The 20,179-nt window shown below is 67.7% G+C and carries 1 protein-coding gene (running past one end of the window); it reads right to left on the minus strand.

The genetic code is table 11. The annotated features are described in order from the left end of the window. On the minus strand, positions 1–20,179 hold the 3' portion of the coding sequence (locus A6P39_RS06325; RefSeq protein ID WP_331454101.1) for an SDR family NAD(P)-dependent oxidoreductase. The gene runs 12,368 nt beyond the window's last position; the window shows 20,179 of its 32,547 coding nt (coding positions 12,369–32,547); its start codon lies beyond the right edge, outside the window; the stop codon is at positions 1–3.

Consider the following 20,179-nt stretch of genomic DNA (forward strand, 5'->3'; position numbering starts at 1 on the left):
TCATGAAATGCCGAACTCTTTGCCGACGAAGTCGATGATCTCTTCGTCGGACGCCGTACTGATGCGATTTCTGACCGAGTCAGAATCTTCGACTTGCGCCGTTTTCATCCATTCCGTCAACAAGCTTTGAAGCCGGTTCGTAATGGCTGCACGTTCGCCCTCCTCGGCAACGAGATGAGACAGCGCCGTCGTCAAGAGATCGAGATCCCTGAAGATCTGATCAGGCGCATACGCGGTGGGCTTGTCCACGGCCAGCAGACTGCCCAATTGCCGGCTGAGTTCGAGGGGTGCCGGATGGTCGAAGATGAGGGTGGCGGGCAGTCGGAGTCCCGTGGCAGTGGCGAGACGGTTACGCAGTTCGAGAGCGGTCAGGGAATCGAAGCCCATCTCCCGGAACGCCTGCTGCGGCTCGACGTTCTCAGGCCGATCGTGTCCAAGGACAGCCGCGGCGTGCGTCTGCACGATCTGCAGAACGGCCTGCTCGCGGTCGGCCTCGCTCAGGACAGCCAGCTGGGCCGCCAGGCCCTCGACCTGCGTCGCCGCCGCGGCAGTCGGCCGTGTACCCATACTGGTGGCCAGGTCCTGCAACACTGCGGGCAACTGCGCACCGGCGCGGGCGAAGCCGGCCAACTCCAGGCGGGCAGGGACCACCAGTGGCGCGGCCAGCTGGACCGCGGCGTCGAACAGGGCCAGGCCGTGCTCCGTGGTCATCGGTTGGATGCCGCCGCGGGTCAGCCGTGACATGCTGGCGTCGTCAAGGTGCGCGGTCATGGTCGAGCGTTCGGCCCACAGCCCCCACGCCAGCGACTGCGCCACCAACCCACGCTCACGACGGTGAGCCGCCAGCGCATCCAGGAACGCGTTGGCCGCCGCATAGTTGCCCTGCCCCGGGCTGCCGAGAATGGCAGCGGCCGAGGAGAAGACCACGAACCCGGCCAGGTCCATCCCCTTGGTCAGCTCATGCAGGTTCCAGGCCACATCCGCCTTCGCCGCAAGCACCGTCGCAATCCGCTGCGCAGTGAGCGACTCAACCGTGGCGTCATCGAGGACCCCAGCAGCATGGACCACCGCCGTCAGCGGATGCTCGACCGGTATCCCCTCAATGGCCGTGCCCAGCAAGCCGCGTTCTGCCGCGTCTCCGGCCACTATCTTTACGGCGGCGCCCAGCTCGGCGAGATCCGCGACCAACTCGGCGGCGCCGGGAGCGCCCGGCCCCTGCCGCGAGACCAGCAACAGGTTTCGCATTCCCCGAGTTACGACCAGATGCCGGGCCAACTGCCGCCCTAGCGCGCCGGTGCCACCAAGTATCAGCACCGTCCCGTGCGGATCCCACTTGGCATGCCCAGCCTGCGCGTCGCCCGTCCCGGTCCGCACCAACCTTCGCCCGAAGGCCAACGGGGCCCCTGTGTCGGCCGCAGGACGGATCCAGGTCTCGGCTTCGCCGCCGCTCAACACTGCGGCCAGCACAGTTTCCACATCGGCATCCAGGTTGGCGTCCAACCCCGTCGCCGGGTCGATGTCGGCCAGCAGGAGCCGGCCTGGGTGTTCGGATTGCGCGGAGCGCATCAGACCGCAGACCGCGGCGGCCGACAGATCCTGCCCCCCGGCAGCACCCCGGGTGCATATCAGCAACTGGGCGTCAGCGGTGGCGGGATCGGCCAACCACTCCTGCGCCCACGCCAGCACCAACGCCGCAGCCTGGGCGGCCGCGGCCGGCGCCTCCTCCCCGGCAGGAGCAGACGGCACGACCGCGACAACCACCGACGGACATTCAGCCCCTGCCATCCGCCCATACCTGGCCCACCGCGGCACGGCAGAACGTTCCGGAGCCGTTAGCGGGACCCAGTCCACCGTGTACAGCGATCGGCGCACTTCGCGCTCGCCGAAAGCACTGATGTGGTCCGCCGGGATCTCCCGGAACGTCAGAGACTGGGCCTGCAGAACTGGTTGGCCAGCCCCGTCGAAGGCACTCACCGCGATCGAGCCGTCCGCCCCCGGAGCCAGAACGGCCCGGAGGTGACGGGCACCGCCGGCGAGCAGCCGAACGCCCGACCACGCAAAGGGCAGGCCGCCAGGCCTACCGTGCCCACCTTCATGCCCATCGGGACCACCGGCCATGAGCCCGTGCAAGACGGCGTCCAGCAGAGCCGGGTGCAACGCGAACCCACCAGCCCCCGTCGCGGCCCCGAGCGAATCCGCGCCGGCGGCTTCAGGAATTTCGATCTCGGCTGCGTCGGGGAGTTCAGCCTCCGTGTAGATCGTGTCCCCTATGCGCCAGGCACGGTGGAGTCCCTGGAACGCCGGGCCGTACCCGTAACCACGCTCGGCCAGTTGTTCGTAGACGTCGTCGAGTGGAACCGGTTCGGCTCCCGAGGGCGGCCACTGCACCAACGGCGCCGGAGCCGGGCCATCGGCGGTGGAAAGCACCCCGACCGCGTGCCGGACCCAGGCGCCTTCCGCGTCCCGCGAAGAAACCGTCACCGACCGACGGCCCCCGCCAACGCCATCACCATCGGCACCGCCCTCGCTGTCGCCCACGTGCACCTGTATCTGCACGCCACCCTGGCCGGGCAGCACCAACGGCTCCTGCAGAGCGAGTTCATCAAGCGTCCCGCAGCCGACCAGGTCGCCGGCATGGACGGCCAGGTCCACAAACGCGGTACCGGCCAGCAACACCGTCCCGCGCACAGCGTGATCGGCCAGCCACGGCGCCGCCGCCACCGACAGGCGGCCGGTCAGCACCAGCCCGTCACCCTCCGACAGCCACACCGCCGCCGCCAGCAACGGATGCCCCGACGACTGCAGACCCACCGAAGACACATCGCCCCGCTGGCCCAGCGCACGCGGCCAGTACCGCCGCCGCTGGAACGCATACGTCGGCAGACCCACCCTGCGAGCCCGACCACCCGCCCGGCCATCCGGACCAGTGACCTGTGCCCAGTCCACTTCACCCCCTGCCACATACACACCCGCCAGCGCCTTCAACGCACTCGCGGGCTCGTCCTGCCCGGCCCGCAGCACCGGCACCCACACCCCAGAGTCCGGATCCGCCATCGCCGACAACGCCCCGTCCGGACCCAGCTCCGCAAAAATGTTCACACCCGCATCACGCATCGCCACGACCGTGTCGTGATACCGCACCGTCTCCCGCACATGCGCCACCCAATACCCCGGATCCGTCACCTGCGCCCCCGGCTTGCCCGTCACCAGAGCAATCCGCGGCTCGTGAAACTCCACCCCCGCCAAAACCCGCCCGAACTCCTCCAACATCGGATCCATCAACGGCGAATGAAAAGCATGACTCACCCGCAACCGACGCGCACGCCCACCCCGCTCCCGCCACACCCCAGCCAACCGCTCCACCACCGACTCCACCCCCGACACCACCGTCTGCCCAGGCCCATTCACCACAGCGACCCCCACCCCCTCCTGCCCGGCAACCAACTCCCCCGCCTGCTCCGGCGACGCATCCAACGCCACCATCGCCCCACCCACAGGCAACTCCTGCATCAACCGGCCACGCGCAGCCACCACCGCACACGCACCCCGCAGATCCCACACCCCCGCCACAAACGCCGCCGACACCTCACCAACCGAATGCCCCGCCACACACACCGGCTCCACACCCCACGACGACACCAACCGGAACAACCCCACCTGCACCGCAAACAACCCCGCCTGCGCAAACACCGTCTCATCCAACTCCGGCCCACCCCGCCCGATCACCTCCCGCAACGAACCAGGCAACAACCCCTCAAACGCATCACACACCTCATCAAACGCCTCAGCAAACACCGGAAACGCCGCATACAAACCCCCACCCATCCCCACCCGCTGACTCCCCTGACCCGAAAACACCAGACCCACCCGGCCCTCACCCCCACGCCCCACCACCACACCCGACCCACCACCACCCGACACACCAACCCCCAACCCATCCAACAACTCACCACGCTCCCCACCCACCACCACCAACCGATACGGAAACCCAACCGACCGCGACGAAGCCAACGAAAACGCCACATCCCCCAAAGCCAACTCCGGCCGCGCCACCACAAACTCCCGCAACCGACCCGCCTGCTCCACCAACGCAGCCTCCGACCGCGCAGAAACCACCCACGCAACCGCACCCGAATCCGGTTCAGGAGCCGGATCCTCCTCACACAGCTCACCCTGCTCCAGAATCAGATGCACGTTCGTACCACTGATCCCGAACCCGGACACACCCGCCCGCCGCGGCCCGGCGCCGGCAGGCCACTCCATTTCCTCACTGAGCAGTTGGACCGACCCCGCCGCCCAATCCACATGGCTGGATGGATCGTCGATGTGAAGTGTCTTAGGCAGCACACCATGTTCCATGGCCAGGACCATCTTGATGACCCCGGCCACACCTGCCGCGGCCTGGGTATGACCAATGTTCGACTTCACCGAACCCAGCCACAACGGCCGACCCTCCGGCCGATCCTGCCCATACGTCGCGATGAGCGCCTGAGCCTCGATCGGGTCACCCAGCGCCGTCCCCGTACCATGCGCCTCCACCACATCCACATCCCGCGCCGACAACCCCGCGCTGGCCAGTGCCTGCCGGATCACCCGCTGCTGCGACGGACCATTCGGCGCCGTGAGCCCGTTCGACGCACCGTCCTGGTTCACCGCGCTACCACGTATCACCGCCAACACCCGGTGCCCACGCGCACGCGCATCAGACAACCGCTCCAACACCACCATCCCGACGCCCTCACCAAAACCGGTGCCGTCCGCGGCATCCGCGAAAGGTTTGCACCGGCCGTCCGCAGCCAACCCCCGCTGCCGCGCAAACTCGGTGAACGTGGCGGGTGTCGCCATCACCGTCACACCACCCGCCAACGCCATCCCACACTCACCCGACCGCAACGCCTGCGCCGCCAAATGCATCGCCGTCAACGACGACGAACACGCCGTATCCACCGACACCGCAGGACCCTGCAACCCCAAGCAATACGCCACCCGACCCGACGCCACACTCACCGTCGTCCCGGTCATCCCATAGCCACCGGCACCATCCCTCTCACCGGCTTGATAGCCAGAGGTGATGATCCCCGCATAAACCCCCGCGTCAGAACCCCGCAACGACGCCGGATCGATCCCCGCGTCCTCCAAAGCCTCCCAGCACGTCTCCAACAGCAACCGCTGCTGCGGATCCATCGCCAAAGCCTCACGCGGACTGATCCCGAAGAACTCCGCATCAAAATCACCAGCCCCGTACACGAACCCACCCACCTGGGCGAACGAAGCGTCCTCACCACCGAACACGTCCCTGTCCCAGCCCCGGTCAACGGGAAATGCCGAGATCGCGTCCGTCTCACCCGCAACCAACCGCCAGAAGCCCTCCGGATCCTCAACCCCGCCCGGGAACCGGCAGCCCATGCCCACGATCGCAATCGGCTCGTCCAGAGCAGCACGGACCGCGGGCGCCGCAGCCTGGGCATTGGCCTCGGCCAGTTGAGGCACCAGCTGGTCATGCAGGTGGCTCGAGAGCGCGACAGCGCTCGGATGGTCGAAGACCAGCGTGGCTGGCAGCCGGAGCCCTGTGGCGGTGGCGAGTCGGTTGCGCAGTTCGAGCGCGGTCAGGGAGTCAAAGCCCATGTCACGGAACGCATGTTGTGGGTCGACGTTCTCTGGCCGAGCATGTCCAAGTACGGCCGCGGCATGGGTTCGTACCATCTGCAGGACGGCCTGCTCCCGCTCGGCCGCACTGAGCGCAGCCAACTGGGCGCCCAGGCCTTCGGCCGCCGTTGCGGCAGTAGCAGTCGGCCGCATTCCGGTGCCCTTGGCCAACTCCCGCAGCAGGGCGGGCAACGGACCGGTGCGCGAGAGTCCGGCCAACTCCATACGAGCCGGAACCACCAACGAGGCAGACAACCGAGCTGCGGCATCGAACAGAGCCAAACCCTGCCCAGTGGACATCGGCCGAACACCACCACGAGCCAGCCGAGACACCCCAACATCGTCGAGATGCGCAGTCATCGTCGAGCGCTCCGCCCACAGCCCCCACGCCAGCGACTGCGCCACCAAGCCACGCTCACGACGGTAGGCAGCAAGAGCGTCAAGGAAGGCGTTGGCGGCGGCATACCCGCTCTGCCCAGGACTGCCCAGCACCGCAGCAGCCGAGGAGTACAGGACGAACCCGGCCAGGTCCATCCCCTCGGTCAACTCGTGCAGATTCCAGGCCGCGTCCGCCTTCGCCGCCAGCACCCGCCCAATACGCTGCGGAGTAAGCGACTCGACCGTGGCGTCATCGAGCACCCCGGCAGCATGCACCACCGCAGTCAGCGGATGCTCAGCCGCTACCTCATGCAACACCCCGGCCAGAGCGTCACGATCCGAGGTATCAGCGGCCACTACCTCTACCGCAGCACCGAGTCCGGTCAACTCCGCAACCAACTCCGCCGCCCCCGGCGCCCCCGCCCCCTGCCGCGAGACCAGCAGCAAATGCCGCATACCCCGGGCCGTCACCAGATGCCGGGCCAACTCCCGCCCCAACGTCCCAGTACCGCCCGTGATCAGCACCGTGCCATCCGGGTCCCATTCAGCCGGCACACGCAGGACCACCTTGCCCACATGCCGGGCCGCCTGCAGGTAACGCAACGCCGAGACCGCCTGCGACAGACCGAACCCGGTCACCGGCAGCAACCGCAACGACCCCGCCTCGAACATCCCCATGATCTCCGCAAGCATCACCGCGATACGCGGCACACCCGCATCCATCAGATCAAACGCCTGATACACCACCCCGGGATACGACCGGGCCACCTCATCGGCCCGACGGACGTCCGTCTTACCCATCTCCACGAACCGCCCACCCCGAGGCAGCAACGCCAGCGACGCCTCGACGAACTCCCCCGTCAACGAGTTCAGAACGACATCCACACCCTCACCGCCCGTGACCGCGAGGAACCGCTCACCGAACTCCAGATCACGCGACGAAGCAATGTGGTCGTCCGCGATGCCCATAGCCCGCAGCGTGTCCTGCTTGACCGGACTCGCCGTGGCAAACACTTCCAGCCCCCACGCCCGGGCCAACTGCACCGCAGCCATCCCCACACCACCAGTACCCGCATGAATCAACACCCGCTGACCCGCACGCACCCCAGCCAAATCCCGCAAACCATAAAACGCCGTCAGGAACACCACCGGCACCGCCGCAGCCTCCTCGAACGACCACCCCCGCGGCACACCCGTCACCAACCGGTGATCAACAACCGAAACCGGCCCCCACCCAGGCACCAGACCCATCACCGCCTGCCCCACAACAAGACCCTCCACCCCCGGGCCCACCTCCAGCACAACCCCGGCCCCCTCACCACCCAGAACCCTCCCATCAGCCACCAACCCCAACCCCGACACCACATCATGAAAATTCAACCCGGCAGCACGCACCCCCACCCGCACCTGCCCAGGCAACAACCCCGCACCCGACTCAGGAGCATCAACAACACCCACACTGCCCAGATCACCCCGCTCACCCACCTCCAGACGCCACCCCGCCCCGGCAGGCAGCAACACCTCCCGCTCCCCCACCCGCACCAACCGCCGCCCGAACACCGCCGGCGCCCCGGCGTCCGCGCCCGGACGGATCCAGGTCTCCGGCTCACCGGCACTCGACACCGCAGCCAGCACTGTCTCCACGTCGGCGTCCCGATCGGCATCCAGACCGGTGGCGGGGTCGACATCCACCAACACAAACCGCCCCGGATGCTCAGACTGCGCAGAACGCACCAGCCCGCAGACCGCGGAAGCAGACAGGTCCTCCCCGCTGACCCCACCTCGAGTCCACATCACCAACTGCGCATCGGCAGCAGCAGGATCTGCCAGCCACTCCTGCAGCCACCCGAGCACCAGCGCGCTCGCCGCCCGTGCCGCGGCCGGTGCCTCCTGCCCGTCCGCGGCAGAGGGCACTGCCGCCACAACGATTGGCGGGTATTCCGACCCGGCTACCTGCCCATACCTCCCCCACCGCGGTACGACCAGCTCGTCCGAGACCGGAAGCGGAGCCCAGTCCACCGTGAACAACGAACGACGCACCTCACGCTCACCCGGACGCGTGAAGTGCTCCGCCGGGATCTCCCGCAACGCTAGAGACTGGGCCTGGAACACCGGCTGCCCCGCACCGTCATACGCACTCACCGCAACCGACCCGTCCGCCCCCGGCACGAGAACAGCCCGCAAATGACGGGCGCCACCAGCCAGCAACCGAACACCCGACCACGCAAACGGCAAACCCGTTCCACCACCAGACCCGCCAAAACCACCGACCAGCAGACCATGCAGGGCAGCATCCAACAACGCAGGATGCAACCCAAACCCGCTGCCCCCAGCCCCAGCCGCCCCAGCAAACTCAGCTCCACCTGTCTCAGGGAGCTCAGCCTCCGTATAGATAGCCTCCCCATCACGCCACGCCCTGCGAAGCCCCTGGAACGCCGGCCCGTACCCGTACCCACGCTCCGCCAACTGACCGTAAACGTCATCCAGCGCAATCGGCTCAGCCCCGACCGGCGGCCACTGCACCAACGGCATCGGAGCCGGACCGCTGGCGGCCGACAGCACCCCGACCGCATGCCGGACCCAAACACCCTCCGCATCCCTCGAGGAAACCGTCACCGACCGACGCCCCTCGCCAGCACCCCCGCCTCCGTCACCGCTGTCACTTTCGCTGACGTGTACCTGGATCTGCACGCCGGCGCCCCGGCCGGGCAGCACCAGCGGCTCCTGCAGCGCAAGTTCCTCAAGTACCCCGCAGCCCACCAAGTCGCCGGCGTGGATGGCGAGATCAACGAACGCGGTCCCTGCCAGCAGCACGGTCCCGTGCACGGCATGGTCAGCCAACCACGGTGCCGCCGACAGCGACAGGCGTCCCGTGAGGGCCAACCCGTCACCCTCGGACAACCACACCACCGCCGCCAGCAACGGATGGCCCGATGCCTGCTGTCCGGCCGAAGAGGCATCTCCGCTACGGGCCACCGCGCGCGGCCAGAACCGCCGCCGCTGGAACGGATACGTCGGCAGGCTCAGGCTCACCCTGCGAGCCGGGCCACCCTCACCAGTCACCAATGCCCAATTCACCGCCGCGCCGGCGACATACGCCGCGGCCAACGCCCGCAACCACCGCTCCCGGCCACCCTGCCCCCGTTGCAGGCTGGCAGTCACCACCAAATCCTCACCCGCCTGCGCAACCGCCATCCCCAACACCGGATGCGCACTGATCTCCACAAAAGTACGGTGTCCCTCCTCCACCAGCCCGGCAATCACCTCACCGAAACGCACCGTCTCACGCAGATTCCGGAACCAGTACCCCCCATCCAGGGACGCCGTATCCACCACCCCCGCCTCAACCGTCGAATAGAACGGAACGGCACTGCTCACCGGCTCCAACCCCGCCAGATCCTCCACCACCCGCTCCTCAACCGCCTCCACCTGCCCCGTGTGCGAGGCATAATCCACCGCGATCCGCCGCGCACCCCGCCCCGCAAACGCAGCCGCGAACCCCTCACACGCCGCAGCCTCACCAGCCACCACCACCTGCCGCGGACCATTCACCGCAGCCACCGACAACCCCCCACCCCACCCAGAAACCCACTCCCGCACCTCATCCAACCCAACCGGCACCGACACCATCCCACCCAAACCCGCCAACTCCGCCAACGCCCGACTCCGCAACGCCACCACCCGCGCACCATCCCCCAAACTCAACCCACCCACCACACACGCCGCCGCAATCTCACCCTGACTATGCCCCACCACCCCCGACGGCTCCACACCATGAGCCCGCCACAACCCCGCCAAACTCACCATCACCGCCCACGACACAGGCTGCACCACATCCACCCGCCCCAACAACTCCCCATCCCCCAAAGCATCACGCAACCCCCACTCCACAAACGGCGCCAACGCCTCCCCACACCGCTCCATCCACGCACCAAACACCGGCTCCTGCTCCCACAACTCCAAACCCATCCCCACCCACTGCGCCCCCTGACCCGCAAACACAAACACCGGCCGCACCACCGAACCCACCACACCAGACACCACCCCAGACGCCTCACCACCCCCAGACACGGCCCCCAGACCATCCAACAACCGCCCACGCTCCGCACCCACCACCACCAACCGATACGGAAACCCAACCGACCGCGTCGAAGCCAAAGACAACCCCACATCAGCCACAGACAACTCCGGCCGCGCCACAACAAACTCCCGCAACCGACCCGCCTGCTCCACCAACGCACCCGACGACCGCGCCGACAACACCCACGCCACCGCACCCGAATCAGGAGTCCGCTCCTGCTCAACAACCTGAGCCTGCTGATCTTCCTCCAGAATCAGATGCACATTGGTCCCACTGATCCCGAACCCCGACACACCCGCCCGCCGCGGCCCGGCGCCCGCAGGCCACTCCCGCGCCTCCGTCAGCAGCTCCACCGACCCCGCCGACCAATCCACATGGCTGGAGGGATCGTCGATGTGGAGCGTCCTGGGCAGCACACCATGCTGCATCGCCAACACCATCTTGATCACACCAGCCACACCCGCCGCAGCCTGGGTATGACCGATGTTCGACTTCACCGAGCCCAGCCACAACGGCCGGCCCTCCGGCCGATCCTGCCCGTACGTCGCGATCAGCGCCTGAGCCTCGATCGGGTCACCCAACGCCGTCCCCGTACCATGCGCCTCCACCACATCCACATCCCGCGCCGACAACCCCGCACTCGCCAAAGCCTGCCGGATCACCCGCTGCTGCGACGGACCATTCGGCGCCGTCAAACCATTCGACGCACCATCCTGATTCACCGCACTACCACGTATCACCGCCAACACCCGATGCCCACGCACACGCGCATCAGACAACCGCTCCAACACCAGCACCCCCACACCCTCACCCCACCCCGTACCATCCGCGGCATCCGCAAACGGCTTGCACCGGCCATCCCCAGCCAACCCCCGCTGCCGCGCAAACTCAGTGAACGTGCCCGGCGTCGCCATCACCGTCACACCACCCGCCAACGCCATCCCACACTCACCCGACCGCAACGCCTGCGCCGCCAAATGCATCGCCGTCAACGACGACGAACACGCCGTATCCACCGACACCGCAGGACCCTGCAACCCCAAGCAATACGCCACCCGACCCGAAACCACACTCCCGGCACTGCCGGTCCCCTCGGATGCCTCTGCCTCGCCATCAACAATGGTGCCGTAGTCGTGATACATCACCCCGGCATACACACCGACGTCAGAACCCCGCAGCGACGCCGGGTCGATTCCCGCGTCCTCCAACGCCTCCCAGGACGTCTCCAACAGCAACCGCTGCTGCGGATCCATCGCCACAGCCTCACGCGGACTGATCCCGAAGAACTCCGCGTCGAATTCCCCAGCGTCATATACGAACCCGCCCACAGCCGCGAATGCCGCACCCTCACGACCGGAATCACGGACAACGCCGTCGAGAGCCTCCAGGTCCCAGCCGCGGTCATCAGGGAAGCGCGAGATCGCGTCCGTCTCGCTCGCCACCAGCCGCCAGAAGCTCTCCGGGTTCTCGACCCCGCCCGGGAACCGGCAGCCCATTCCCACGATCGCAATCGGCTCATCCAGACCGACACGGACCACCGGCGCCGCAGCCTGGCTGCTGTGATCAGCCAACTGGGGCAGCAGCTGATCATGCAGGTATCCCGAAAGCGCGGCGGCGTTGGGATGGTCGAAGACCAGAGTGGCCGGCAGCCGGAGTCCAGTCGCGGTCGTAAGTCGATTACGCATCTCGAGTGCGGTCAGGGAATCAAAGCCCATATCCCTGAATGCCTGCTGTGGCTCGACCGCCTCGGAACCCGCATGACCGAGCGCCGCCGCGGCGTGGGTCTGCACGATCTGCAGGACGGCCTGCTGCCGGTCAGCCGTGTTGAGCGCGGCCAGTTGGGCGGCCAGGCCCTCGGCCGCTGCGGCGGCGACGGCGGTCGGCCGTGTACCGACACTGGTGGCCAACTCGTGCAGAAGCGCGGGCAGTGGCCCACCAGTTCGGAAGAAGCCGGCCACATCAAGCCGGGCCGGGACGAGCAAGGGTACGGCCAGCCGGACCGCGGCATCGAACAGGGCCAAGCCCTGTTCTGTCGTCATCGGCCGAATACCACCACGAGTCAGCCGGGACATACCCGCGTCATCGAGATGTGCGGTCATGGTCGAACGCTCGGCCCACAGCCCCCACGCCAGCGACTGCCCCACCAACCCACGTTCATGACGATGAGCCGCCAACGCATCCAGGAACGCATTGGCAGCCGCGTAGTTACCCTGTCCAGAACTGCCGAGGATGGCTGCGGCCGAGGAATAGACGACGAACCCGGCCAGGTCCATCCCTTCGGTCAACTCGTGCAGATTCCAGGCTGCGTCCGCCTTCGCCCCCAGTACCGTCGCGAATCGCTCCGCGGTCAGCGTCTCAATGGTGGCATCATCGAGCACCCCGGCAGCGTGCACCACCGCCGTCAACGGGCGCTCGCCCGCAATCCTCTCCAACACCCTCGCCAGCGCAACACGGTCCGCCGCATCTCCGGCCACCACGCTTACGTCAGCCCCCAGTTCGGCCAGTTCCGTGACCAGCTCAACGACACCCGGGGCACCCGCGCCCTGCCTCGAGAGGAGCGCCAAGTGCCGCATCCCCTGAGCCTTCACCAGGTGTAGGGCCAGCTGTTTGCCGAGCGTGCCGGTGCCACCGGTGATCAGCACGGTGCCGTCCGGATCCCACGCCATAGGCATGGTCTGCGAATCGCCCACCCCAGCCCGTACCAACCGCCGCCCGAACGCCACCGGTCCTCCGGTATCAGCTGCCGGGCGTATCCAAGCTTCGGGCTCACCGGTGCTCAACACCGCACTCAGCACGGTCTCCACGTCGGCATCCCGGGCAGCGTCCAACCCGCTCGCGGGGTCGATGTCGACCAGCAGAAACCGCCCGGGGTGTTCCGACTGCGCGGAGCGAATCAGACCGCACACCGCCGCGGCCGACAGATCCTGTCCACCGGCCGCGCCCTCAGTGCATACCACCAACTGCGCGCCAGCGGTGGCGGGATCGGCCAGCCACTCCTGCACCCACCCGAGCACCAGAGCGCTCGCCACCCGAACTGCGGCCGGCGGCTCCTGCCCAACTGCAGCAGAGGGCACCATCGCCACCACCACCGACGGATACTCCGCCCCAGCTACCTGCCCATACCTGGCCCACTGAGGCACGGCTGGACTCTCCGGAGCGGCCAGCGGGATCCAGGCCACCGTGAACAGCGACCGGCGCGCCTCCCGCTCACCGGGACGCGCAATGCGGTCCTCCGAGATCTCCCGCAACGCTAGAGACTGGGCCTGGAACACTGGCTGCCCCGCGCCGTCGTACGCGCTTACCGCAACCGACCCGTCTGCCCCCGGCACGAGAACAGCCCGCAGATGACGGGCGCCACCAGCCAGCAACCGAACACCCGACCACGCAAACGGCAACCCCGCCCCACCCGATCCATCCGACCCATCAACCAGCAGGCCATGCAAAACGGCGTCGAGCAACGCCGGGTGCAACCCGAACCCGCTGACCCCAGCCCCAGCCCCAGCCGCCCCAGCAAACTCAGCTCCACCTGTCTCAGGGAGTTCAGCCTCGGTGTAGATCGTCTCCCCGATACGCCACGCCCTGCGGAGCCCCTGGAACGCCGGCCCGTACCCGTACCCACGCTCCGCCAACTGATCGTATGGCTCGTCGAGTTGTACCGGCTCAGCACCGTTCGGCGGCCACTGCACCAACGGAGCAGGAGCCGGACCGCTGGCGGCCGACAGCACCCCGACCGCGTGCCGGACCCAACCGCCCTCCGCCTCCCGCGAGGAAACCGTCACGGACCGACGCCCCTCACCTGCCCCCTCACTGCCCCCGACATGGACCTGAATCTGCACGCCACCGTGGCCGGGCAGTACCAAGGGTTCCTGCAGGGCGAGTTCGTCAACCACCCCGCAGCCGACAAGGTCGCCGGCGTGGATGGCGAGATCAACGAACGCGGTACCTGCCAGCAGCACGGTCCCGTGCACGGCATGGTCGGCCAGCCACGGTGCCGACGACAGCGACAGGCGGCCGGTGAGGATCAGCCCATCCCCCTCGGACGGCCACACCGCAGCCCCTAGCAACGGATGAGTCGCCGGCTGCTGCCCTACGGAGGACGGGTCACCTCGCCTGGCGACAGCACGCGGCCAGTACAGCTGCCGCTGGAACGGATACGTCGGCAACCCCACATTAAGAGCCCGGCCACCGCCACCCTGCACCACGGCCCAATCGACCTCAGCACCAGCGACATACGCCGCGGCCAACGCCCGCAACCACCGCTCCCGGCCACCCTCACCACGCCGCAAACTCGCCGCAACCACCAAGTCCTCACCCGCCTGCGCAACCGCCATCCCCAACACCGGATGCGCACTGATCTCGACGAAGGTGCGGTGTCCCTCCTCCACCAGCCCGGCAATCACCTCACCGAAACGCACCGTCTCACGCAGATTCCGGAACCAGTACCCCCCATCCAGGCAAGCCGTATCCACCACCCCCGCCTCAACCGTCGAATAGAACGGAACGGCACTGCTCACCGGCTCCAACCCCGCCAGATCCTCCACCACCCGCTCCTCAACCGCCTCCACCTGCCCCGTGTGCGAGGCATAATCCACCGCGATCCGCCGCGCACCCCGCCCCGCAAACGCAGCCGCGAACCCCTCACACGCCGCAGCCTCACCAGCCACCACCACCTGCCGCGGACCATTCACCGCAGCCACCGACAACCCCCCACCCCACCCAGAAACCCACTCCCGCACCTCATCCAACCCAACCGGCACCGACACCATCCCACCCAAACCCGCCAACTCCGCCAACGCCCGACTCCGCAACGCCACCACCCGCGCACCATCCCCCAAACTCAACCCACCCACCACACACGCCGCCGCAATCTCACCCTGACTATGCCCCACCACCCCCGACGGCTCCACACCATGAGCCCGCCACAACCCCGCCAAACTCACCATCACCGCCCACGACACAGGCTGCACCACATCCACCCGCCCCAACAACTCCCCATCCCCCAAAGCATCACGCAACCCCCACTCCACAAACGGCGCCAACGCCTCCCCACACCGCTCCATCCACGCACCAAACACCGGCTCCTGCTCCCACAACTCCAAACCCATCCCCACCCACTGCGCCCCCTGCCCCGCAAACACAAACACCGGACGCACCACCGAACCCACCACACCAGACACCACCCCAGACACCTCACCACCCCCAGACACGGCCCCCAGACCATCCACCAACCGCCCACGCTCCGCACCCACCACCACCAAACGGTGCGGGAAACCAACCGACCGCGTCGAAGCCAACGAAAGCGCCACATCAGCCACAGACAACTCCGGCCGCGCCACAACAAACTCCCGCAACCGCCCCGCCTGCTCCACCAACGCACCCGACGACCGCGCAGAAACCACCCACGCCACCGCACCCGAATCTCGAATCTCGTCCGGTTCGGGGACTTGGTGGTCCTCAGGCAGTTCGTCCTGCTCCAGAATCAGATGCACGTTCGTACCACTGATCCCGAACCCCGACACACCCGCCCGCCGCGGCCCGGGACCAGCAGGCCACTCCCGCGCCTCCGTCAGCAGCTCCACCGACCCCGCCGACCAATCCACATGGCTGGAGGGATCGTCGATGTGAAGCGTCCTGGGCAGCACACCATGCTGCATCGCCAGCACCATCTTGATCACACCAGCCACACCCGCCGCAGCCTGAGTATGACCGATGTTCGACTTCACCGAACCCAACCACAACGGCCGATCAGCCACACGATCCTGGCCATACGTCGCGATCAGCGCCTGAGCCTCGATCGGGTCACCCAACGCCGTCCCCGTACCATGCGCCTCCACCACATCCACATCCCGCGCCGACAACCCCGCACTCGCCAACGCCTGCCGGATCACCCGCTGCTGCGACGGACCATTCGGCGCCGTGAGCCCGTTCGACGCACCGTCCTGGTTCACCGCGCTACCGCGTATCACCGCCAACACCCGGTGCCCACGCGCACGCGCATCAGACAACCGCTCCAACACCACCATCCCGACGCCCTCACCAAAACCGGTGCCGTCCGCGGCATCCGCGAAAGGTTTGCACCGGCCGTCCCCAGCCAGACCTCGCTGCCGTGCAAACTCGGTGAACGTGCCCGGCGTCGCCATCACCGTCACACCACCCGCCAACGCCATCCCACACTCACCCGACCGCAACGCCTGCGCCGCCAAATGCATCGCCGTCAGCGACGACGAACACGCCGTATCCACCGACACCGCAGGACCCTGCAACCCCAAGCAATACGCAACCCGACCCGACGCCACACTCACCGTCGTCCCGGTCATCCCATAGCCGCCGGCACCATCCCTCTCACCGGCTTGATAGCCAGAGGTGATGATCCCCGCATAAACCCCCGCGTCAGAACCCCGCAACGACGCCGGATCGATCCCCGCGTCCTCCAGCGCCTCCCAGCACGTCTCCAGCAGCAACCGCTGCTGCGGATCCATCGCCACAGCCTCACGAGGGCTGATCCCGAAGAACTCCGCGTCGAACAGGCCCGCGCCAGGCAGGAACCCACCCACTCGGGCATACGAAGCCTCCCCGACACCGGCCTCCTGCACGAGCCCGCCCTGGGCCGCGAAAGCCTCACCCGCGCCATCAAGGTCGACCAGGTCCTCCATGTCCCAGCCACGGTCAACGGGGAACCCTGAGATCGCGTCCGTCTCGCCTGCCAGCAGCCGCCAGAAGCTCTCCGGGTTCTCGACCCCGCCCGGGAACCGGCAGCCCATGCCCACGATCGCAATCGGCTCGTCCAGAGCGGCACGGACCGCGGGCGCCGCAGCCTGGCTGCTGTGGTCAGCCAACTGAGGTAGCAGCTGGTCAAGCAGGTGACCCGAGAGCGCGACAGCGCTCGGATGGTCGAAGACCAGCGTGGCCGGCAGCCGGAGCCCTGTGGCGGTGGCGAGTCGGTTGCGCAGTTCGAGCGCGGTCAGGGAATCGAAGCCCATGTCACGGAACGCCCGCTGCGACTCGACGTTCTCAGGCCGAGCATGTCCAAGTACGGCCGCGGCATGGGTTCGTACGATCTGCAGGACGGCCTGCTCCCGGTCAGCCGCGCTCAAGACGGCCAACTCGGAGGCCAGCCCCTCGTCAACTCCTGTTGCCCTCGATGCGCTCGGCCGCATTCCGGTGCCCTTGGCCAACTCCCGCAGCAGGGCGGGCAACGGACCGGTGCGCGAGAGTCCGGCCAACTCCATACGAGCCGGAACCACCAACGGTGCAGACAACCGAGCTGCGGCATCGAACAGAGCCAAACCCTGCCCAGTGGACATCGGCCGAACACCACCACGAGCCAGCCGAGACACCCCAACATCGTCGAGATGCGCAGTCATCGTCGAGCGCTCCGCCCACAACCCCCACGCCAGCGACTGCCCAACCAAGCCACGCTCACGACGATAGGCAGCAAGAGCGTCAAGGAACGCATTAGACGCCGCATACCCGCTCTGCCCAGGACTGCCCAGCACCGCAGCAGCCGAGGAGTACAGGACGAACCCGGCCAGGTCCATCCCCTCGGTCAACTCGTGCAGATTCCAGGCCGCGTCCGCCTTCGCCGCCAACACCCGCCCAATACGCTGCGGAGTAAGCGACTCGACCGTGGCGTCATCAAGCACCCCGGCAGCATGCACGACCGCCGTCAACGGACACTCAGCTGCGATCCCATCCAGTACACCAGCCACCACACCACGATCGGCCGCGTCACCGGCCACGATCCGGACTTCAGCACCCATTCCCGCCAACTCCGCAACCAACTCGGCCGCACCTGGCGCCCCCGGTCCCCGCCGCGAAAGCAGGGTCAGGTGTCGCATCCCCCGGGTGGTAACCAAGTGCCGAGCAAGCTCTGCACCAAGCGTTCCAGTGCCACCGGTGATCAGCACTGTCCCCTGCGGGTCCCATTCAGCCGGCACACGCAGGACCACCTTGCCCACATGCCGGGCCGCCTGCAGGTAACGCAACGCCGAGACCGCCTGCGACAGACCGAACCCGGTCACCGGCAGCAACCGCAACGACCCCGCCTCGAACATCCCCATGATCTCCGCAAGCATCACCGCGATACGCGGCACACCCGCATCCATCAGATCAAACGCCTGATACACCACCCCGGGATACGACCGGGCCACCTCATCGGCCCGACGGACGTCCGTCTTACCCATCTCCACGAACCGCCCACCCCGAGGCAGCAACGCCAGCGACGCCTCGACGAACTCCCCCGTCAACGAGTTCAGAACGACATCCACACCCTCACCGCCCGTGACCGCGAGGAACCGCTCACCGAACTCCAGATCACGCGACGAAGCAATGTGGTCGTCCGCGATGCCCATAGCCCGCAGCGTGTCCTGCTTGACCGGACTCGCCGTGGCAAACACTTCCAGCCCCCACGCCCGGGCCAACTGCACCGCAGCCATCCCCACACCACCAGTACCCGCATGAATCAACACCCGCTGACCCGCACGCACCCCAGCCAAATCCCGCAAACCATAAAACGCCGTCAGGAACACCACCGGCACCGCCGCAGCCTCCTCGAACGACCACCCCCGCGGCACACCCGTCACCAACCGGTGATCAACAACCGAAACCGGCCCCCACCCAGGCACCAGACCCATCACCGCCTGCCCCACAACAAGACCCTCCACCCCCGGGCCCACCTCCAGCACAACCCCGGCCCCCTCACCACCCAGAACCCTCCCATCAGCCACCAACCCCAACCCCGACACCACATCATGAAAATTCAACCCGGCAGCACGCACCCCCACCCGCACCTGCCCAGGCAACAACCCCGCACCCGACTCAGGAGCATCAACAACACCGACACTGCCCAGATCACCCGGCTCACCCACCTCCAGACGCCACCCCGCCCCGGCAGGCAGCAACACCTCCCGCTCCCCCACCCGCACCAACCGCCGCCCGAACACCTCCGGCGCCCCGGCGTCCGCGCCCGGACGGATCCAGGTCTCCGGCTCGCCGGCACTCGACACCGCAGCCAGCACTGTCTCCACATCGGCATCGCGGCCGGCATCCAACCCCGTTGCAGGGTCGACGTCGACCAGCAAAAGCCGACCGGGGTGCTCAGACTGCGCAGAGCGGACGAGGCCGCACACCGCCGCAGCAGACAGGTCCTGCCCGCTGGCCGCGCCCCGGGTCCACAGGACCAACTGCGCGTCCTCGGTGCCGGGATCAGCCAACCACTCCTGCACCCACCCCAGCACCAGCGCCGTAGCGTCCCGAGCCACGGCCGGTGCCTCCTGCCCTGGCCCGGCAGAAGGCACCGCTGCCACGACCATCGACGGGTACTCCGACCCGGCTACCTGCCCATACCTCCCCCACCGCGGTACGACCAGCTCGTCCGAGACCGGAAGCGGAGCCCAGTCCACCGTGAACAACGAACGACGCACCTCACGCTCACCCGGACGCGTGAAGTGCTCCGCCGGGATCTCCCGCAACGCTAGAGACTGGGCCTGGAACACCGGCTGCCCCGCACCGTCATACGCACTCACCGCAACCGACCCGTCCGCCCCCGGCACGAGAACAGCCCGCAAATGACGGGCGCCACCAGCCAGCAACCGAACACCCGACCACGCAAACGGCAAACCCGTTCCACCACCAGACCCGCCAAAACCACCGACCAGCAGACCATGCAGGGCAGCATCCAACAACGCAGGATGCAACCCAAACCCGCTGCCCCCAGGTCCAGCCGCCCCAGCAAACTCAGCTCCACCTGTCTCAGGGAGCTCAGCCTCCGTATAGATCGTCTCTCCGATACGCCACGCCCTGCGGAGCCCCTGGAACGCCGGCCCGTACCCGTACCCACGCTCCGCCAACTGACCGTAAACGTCATCCAGCGCAATCGGCTCAGCCCCGACCGGCGGCCACTGCACCAACGGCGCCGGAGCCGGACCGCTGGCGGCCGACAGCACCCCGACCGCATGCCGGACCCAAACACCCTCCGCATCCCTCGAAGAGACCGTCACCGACCGACGACCCTGGCCAGCACCCCCGTCTCCGTCACCGCTGTCACTTTCGCTGACGTGTACCTGGATCTGCACG

Source organism: Streptomyces sp. FXJ1.172, assembly GCF_001636945.3.
In the GTDB taxonomy this organism is placed as follows: Bacteria; Actinomycetota; Actinomycetes; order Streptomycetales; family Streptomycetaceae; genus Streptomyces.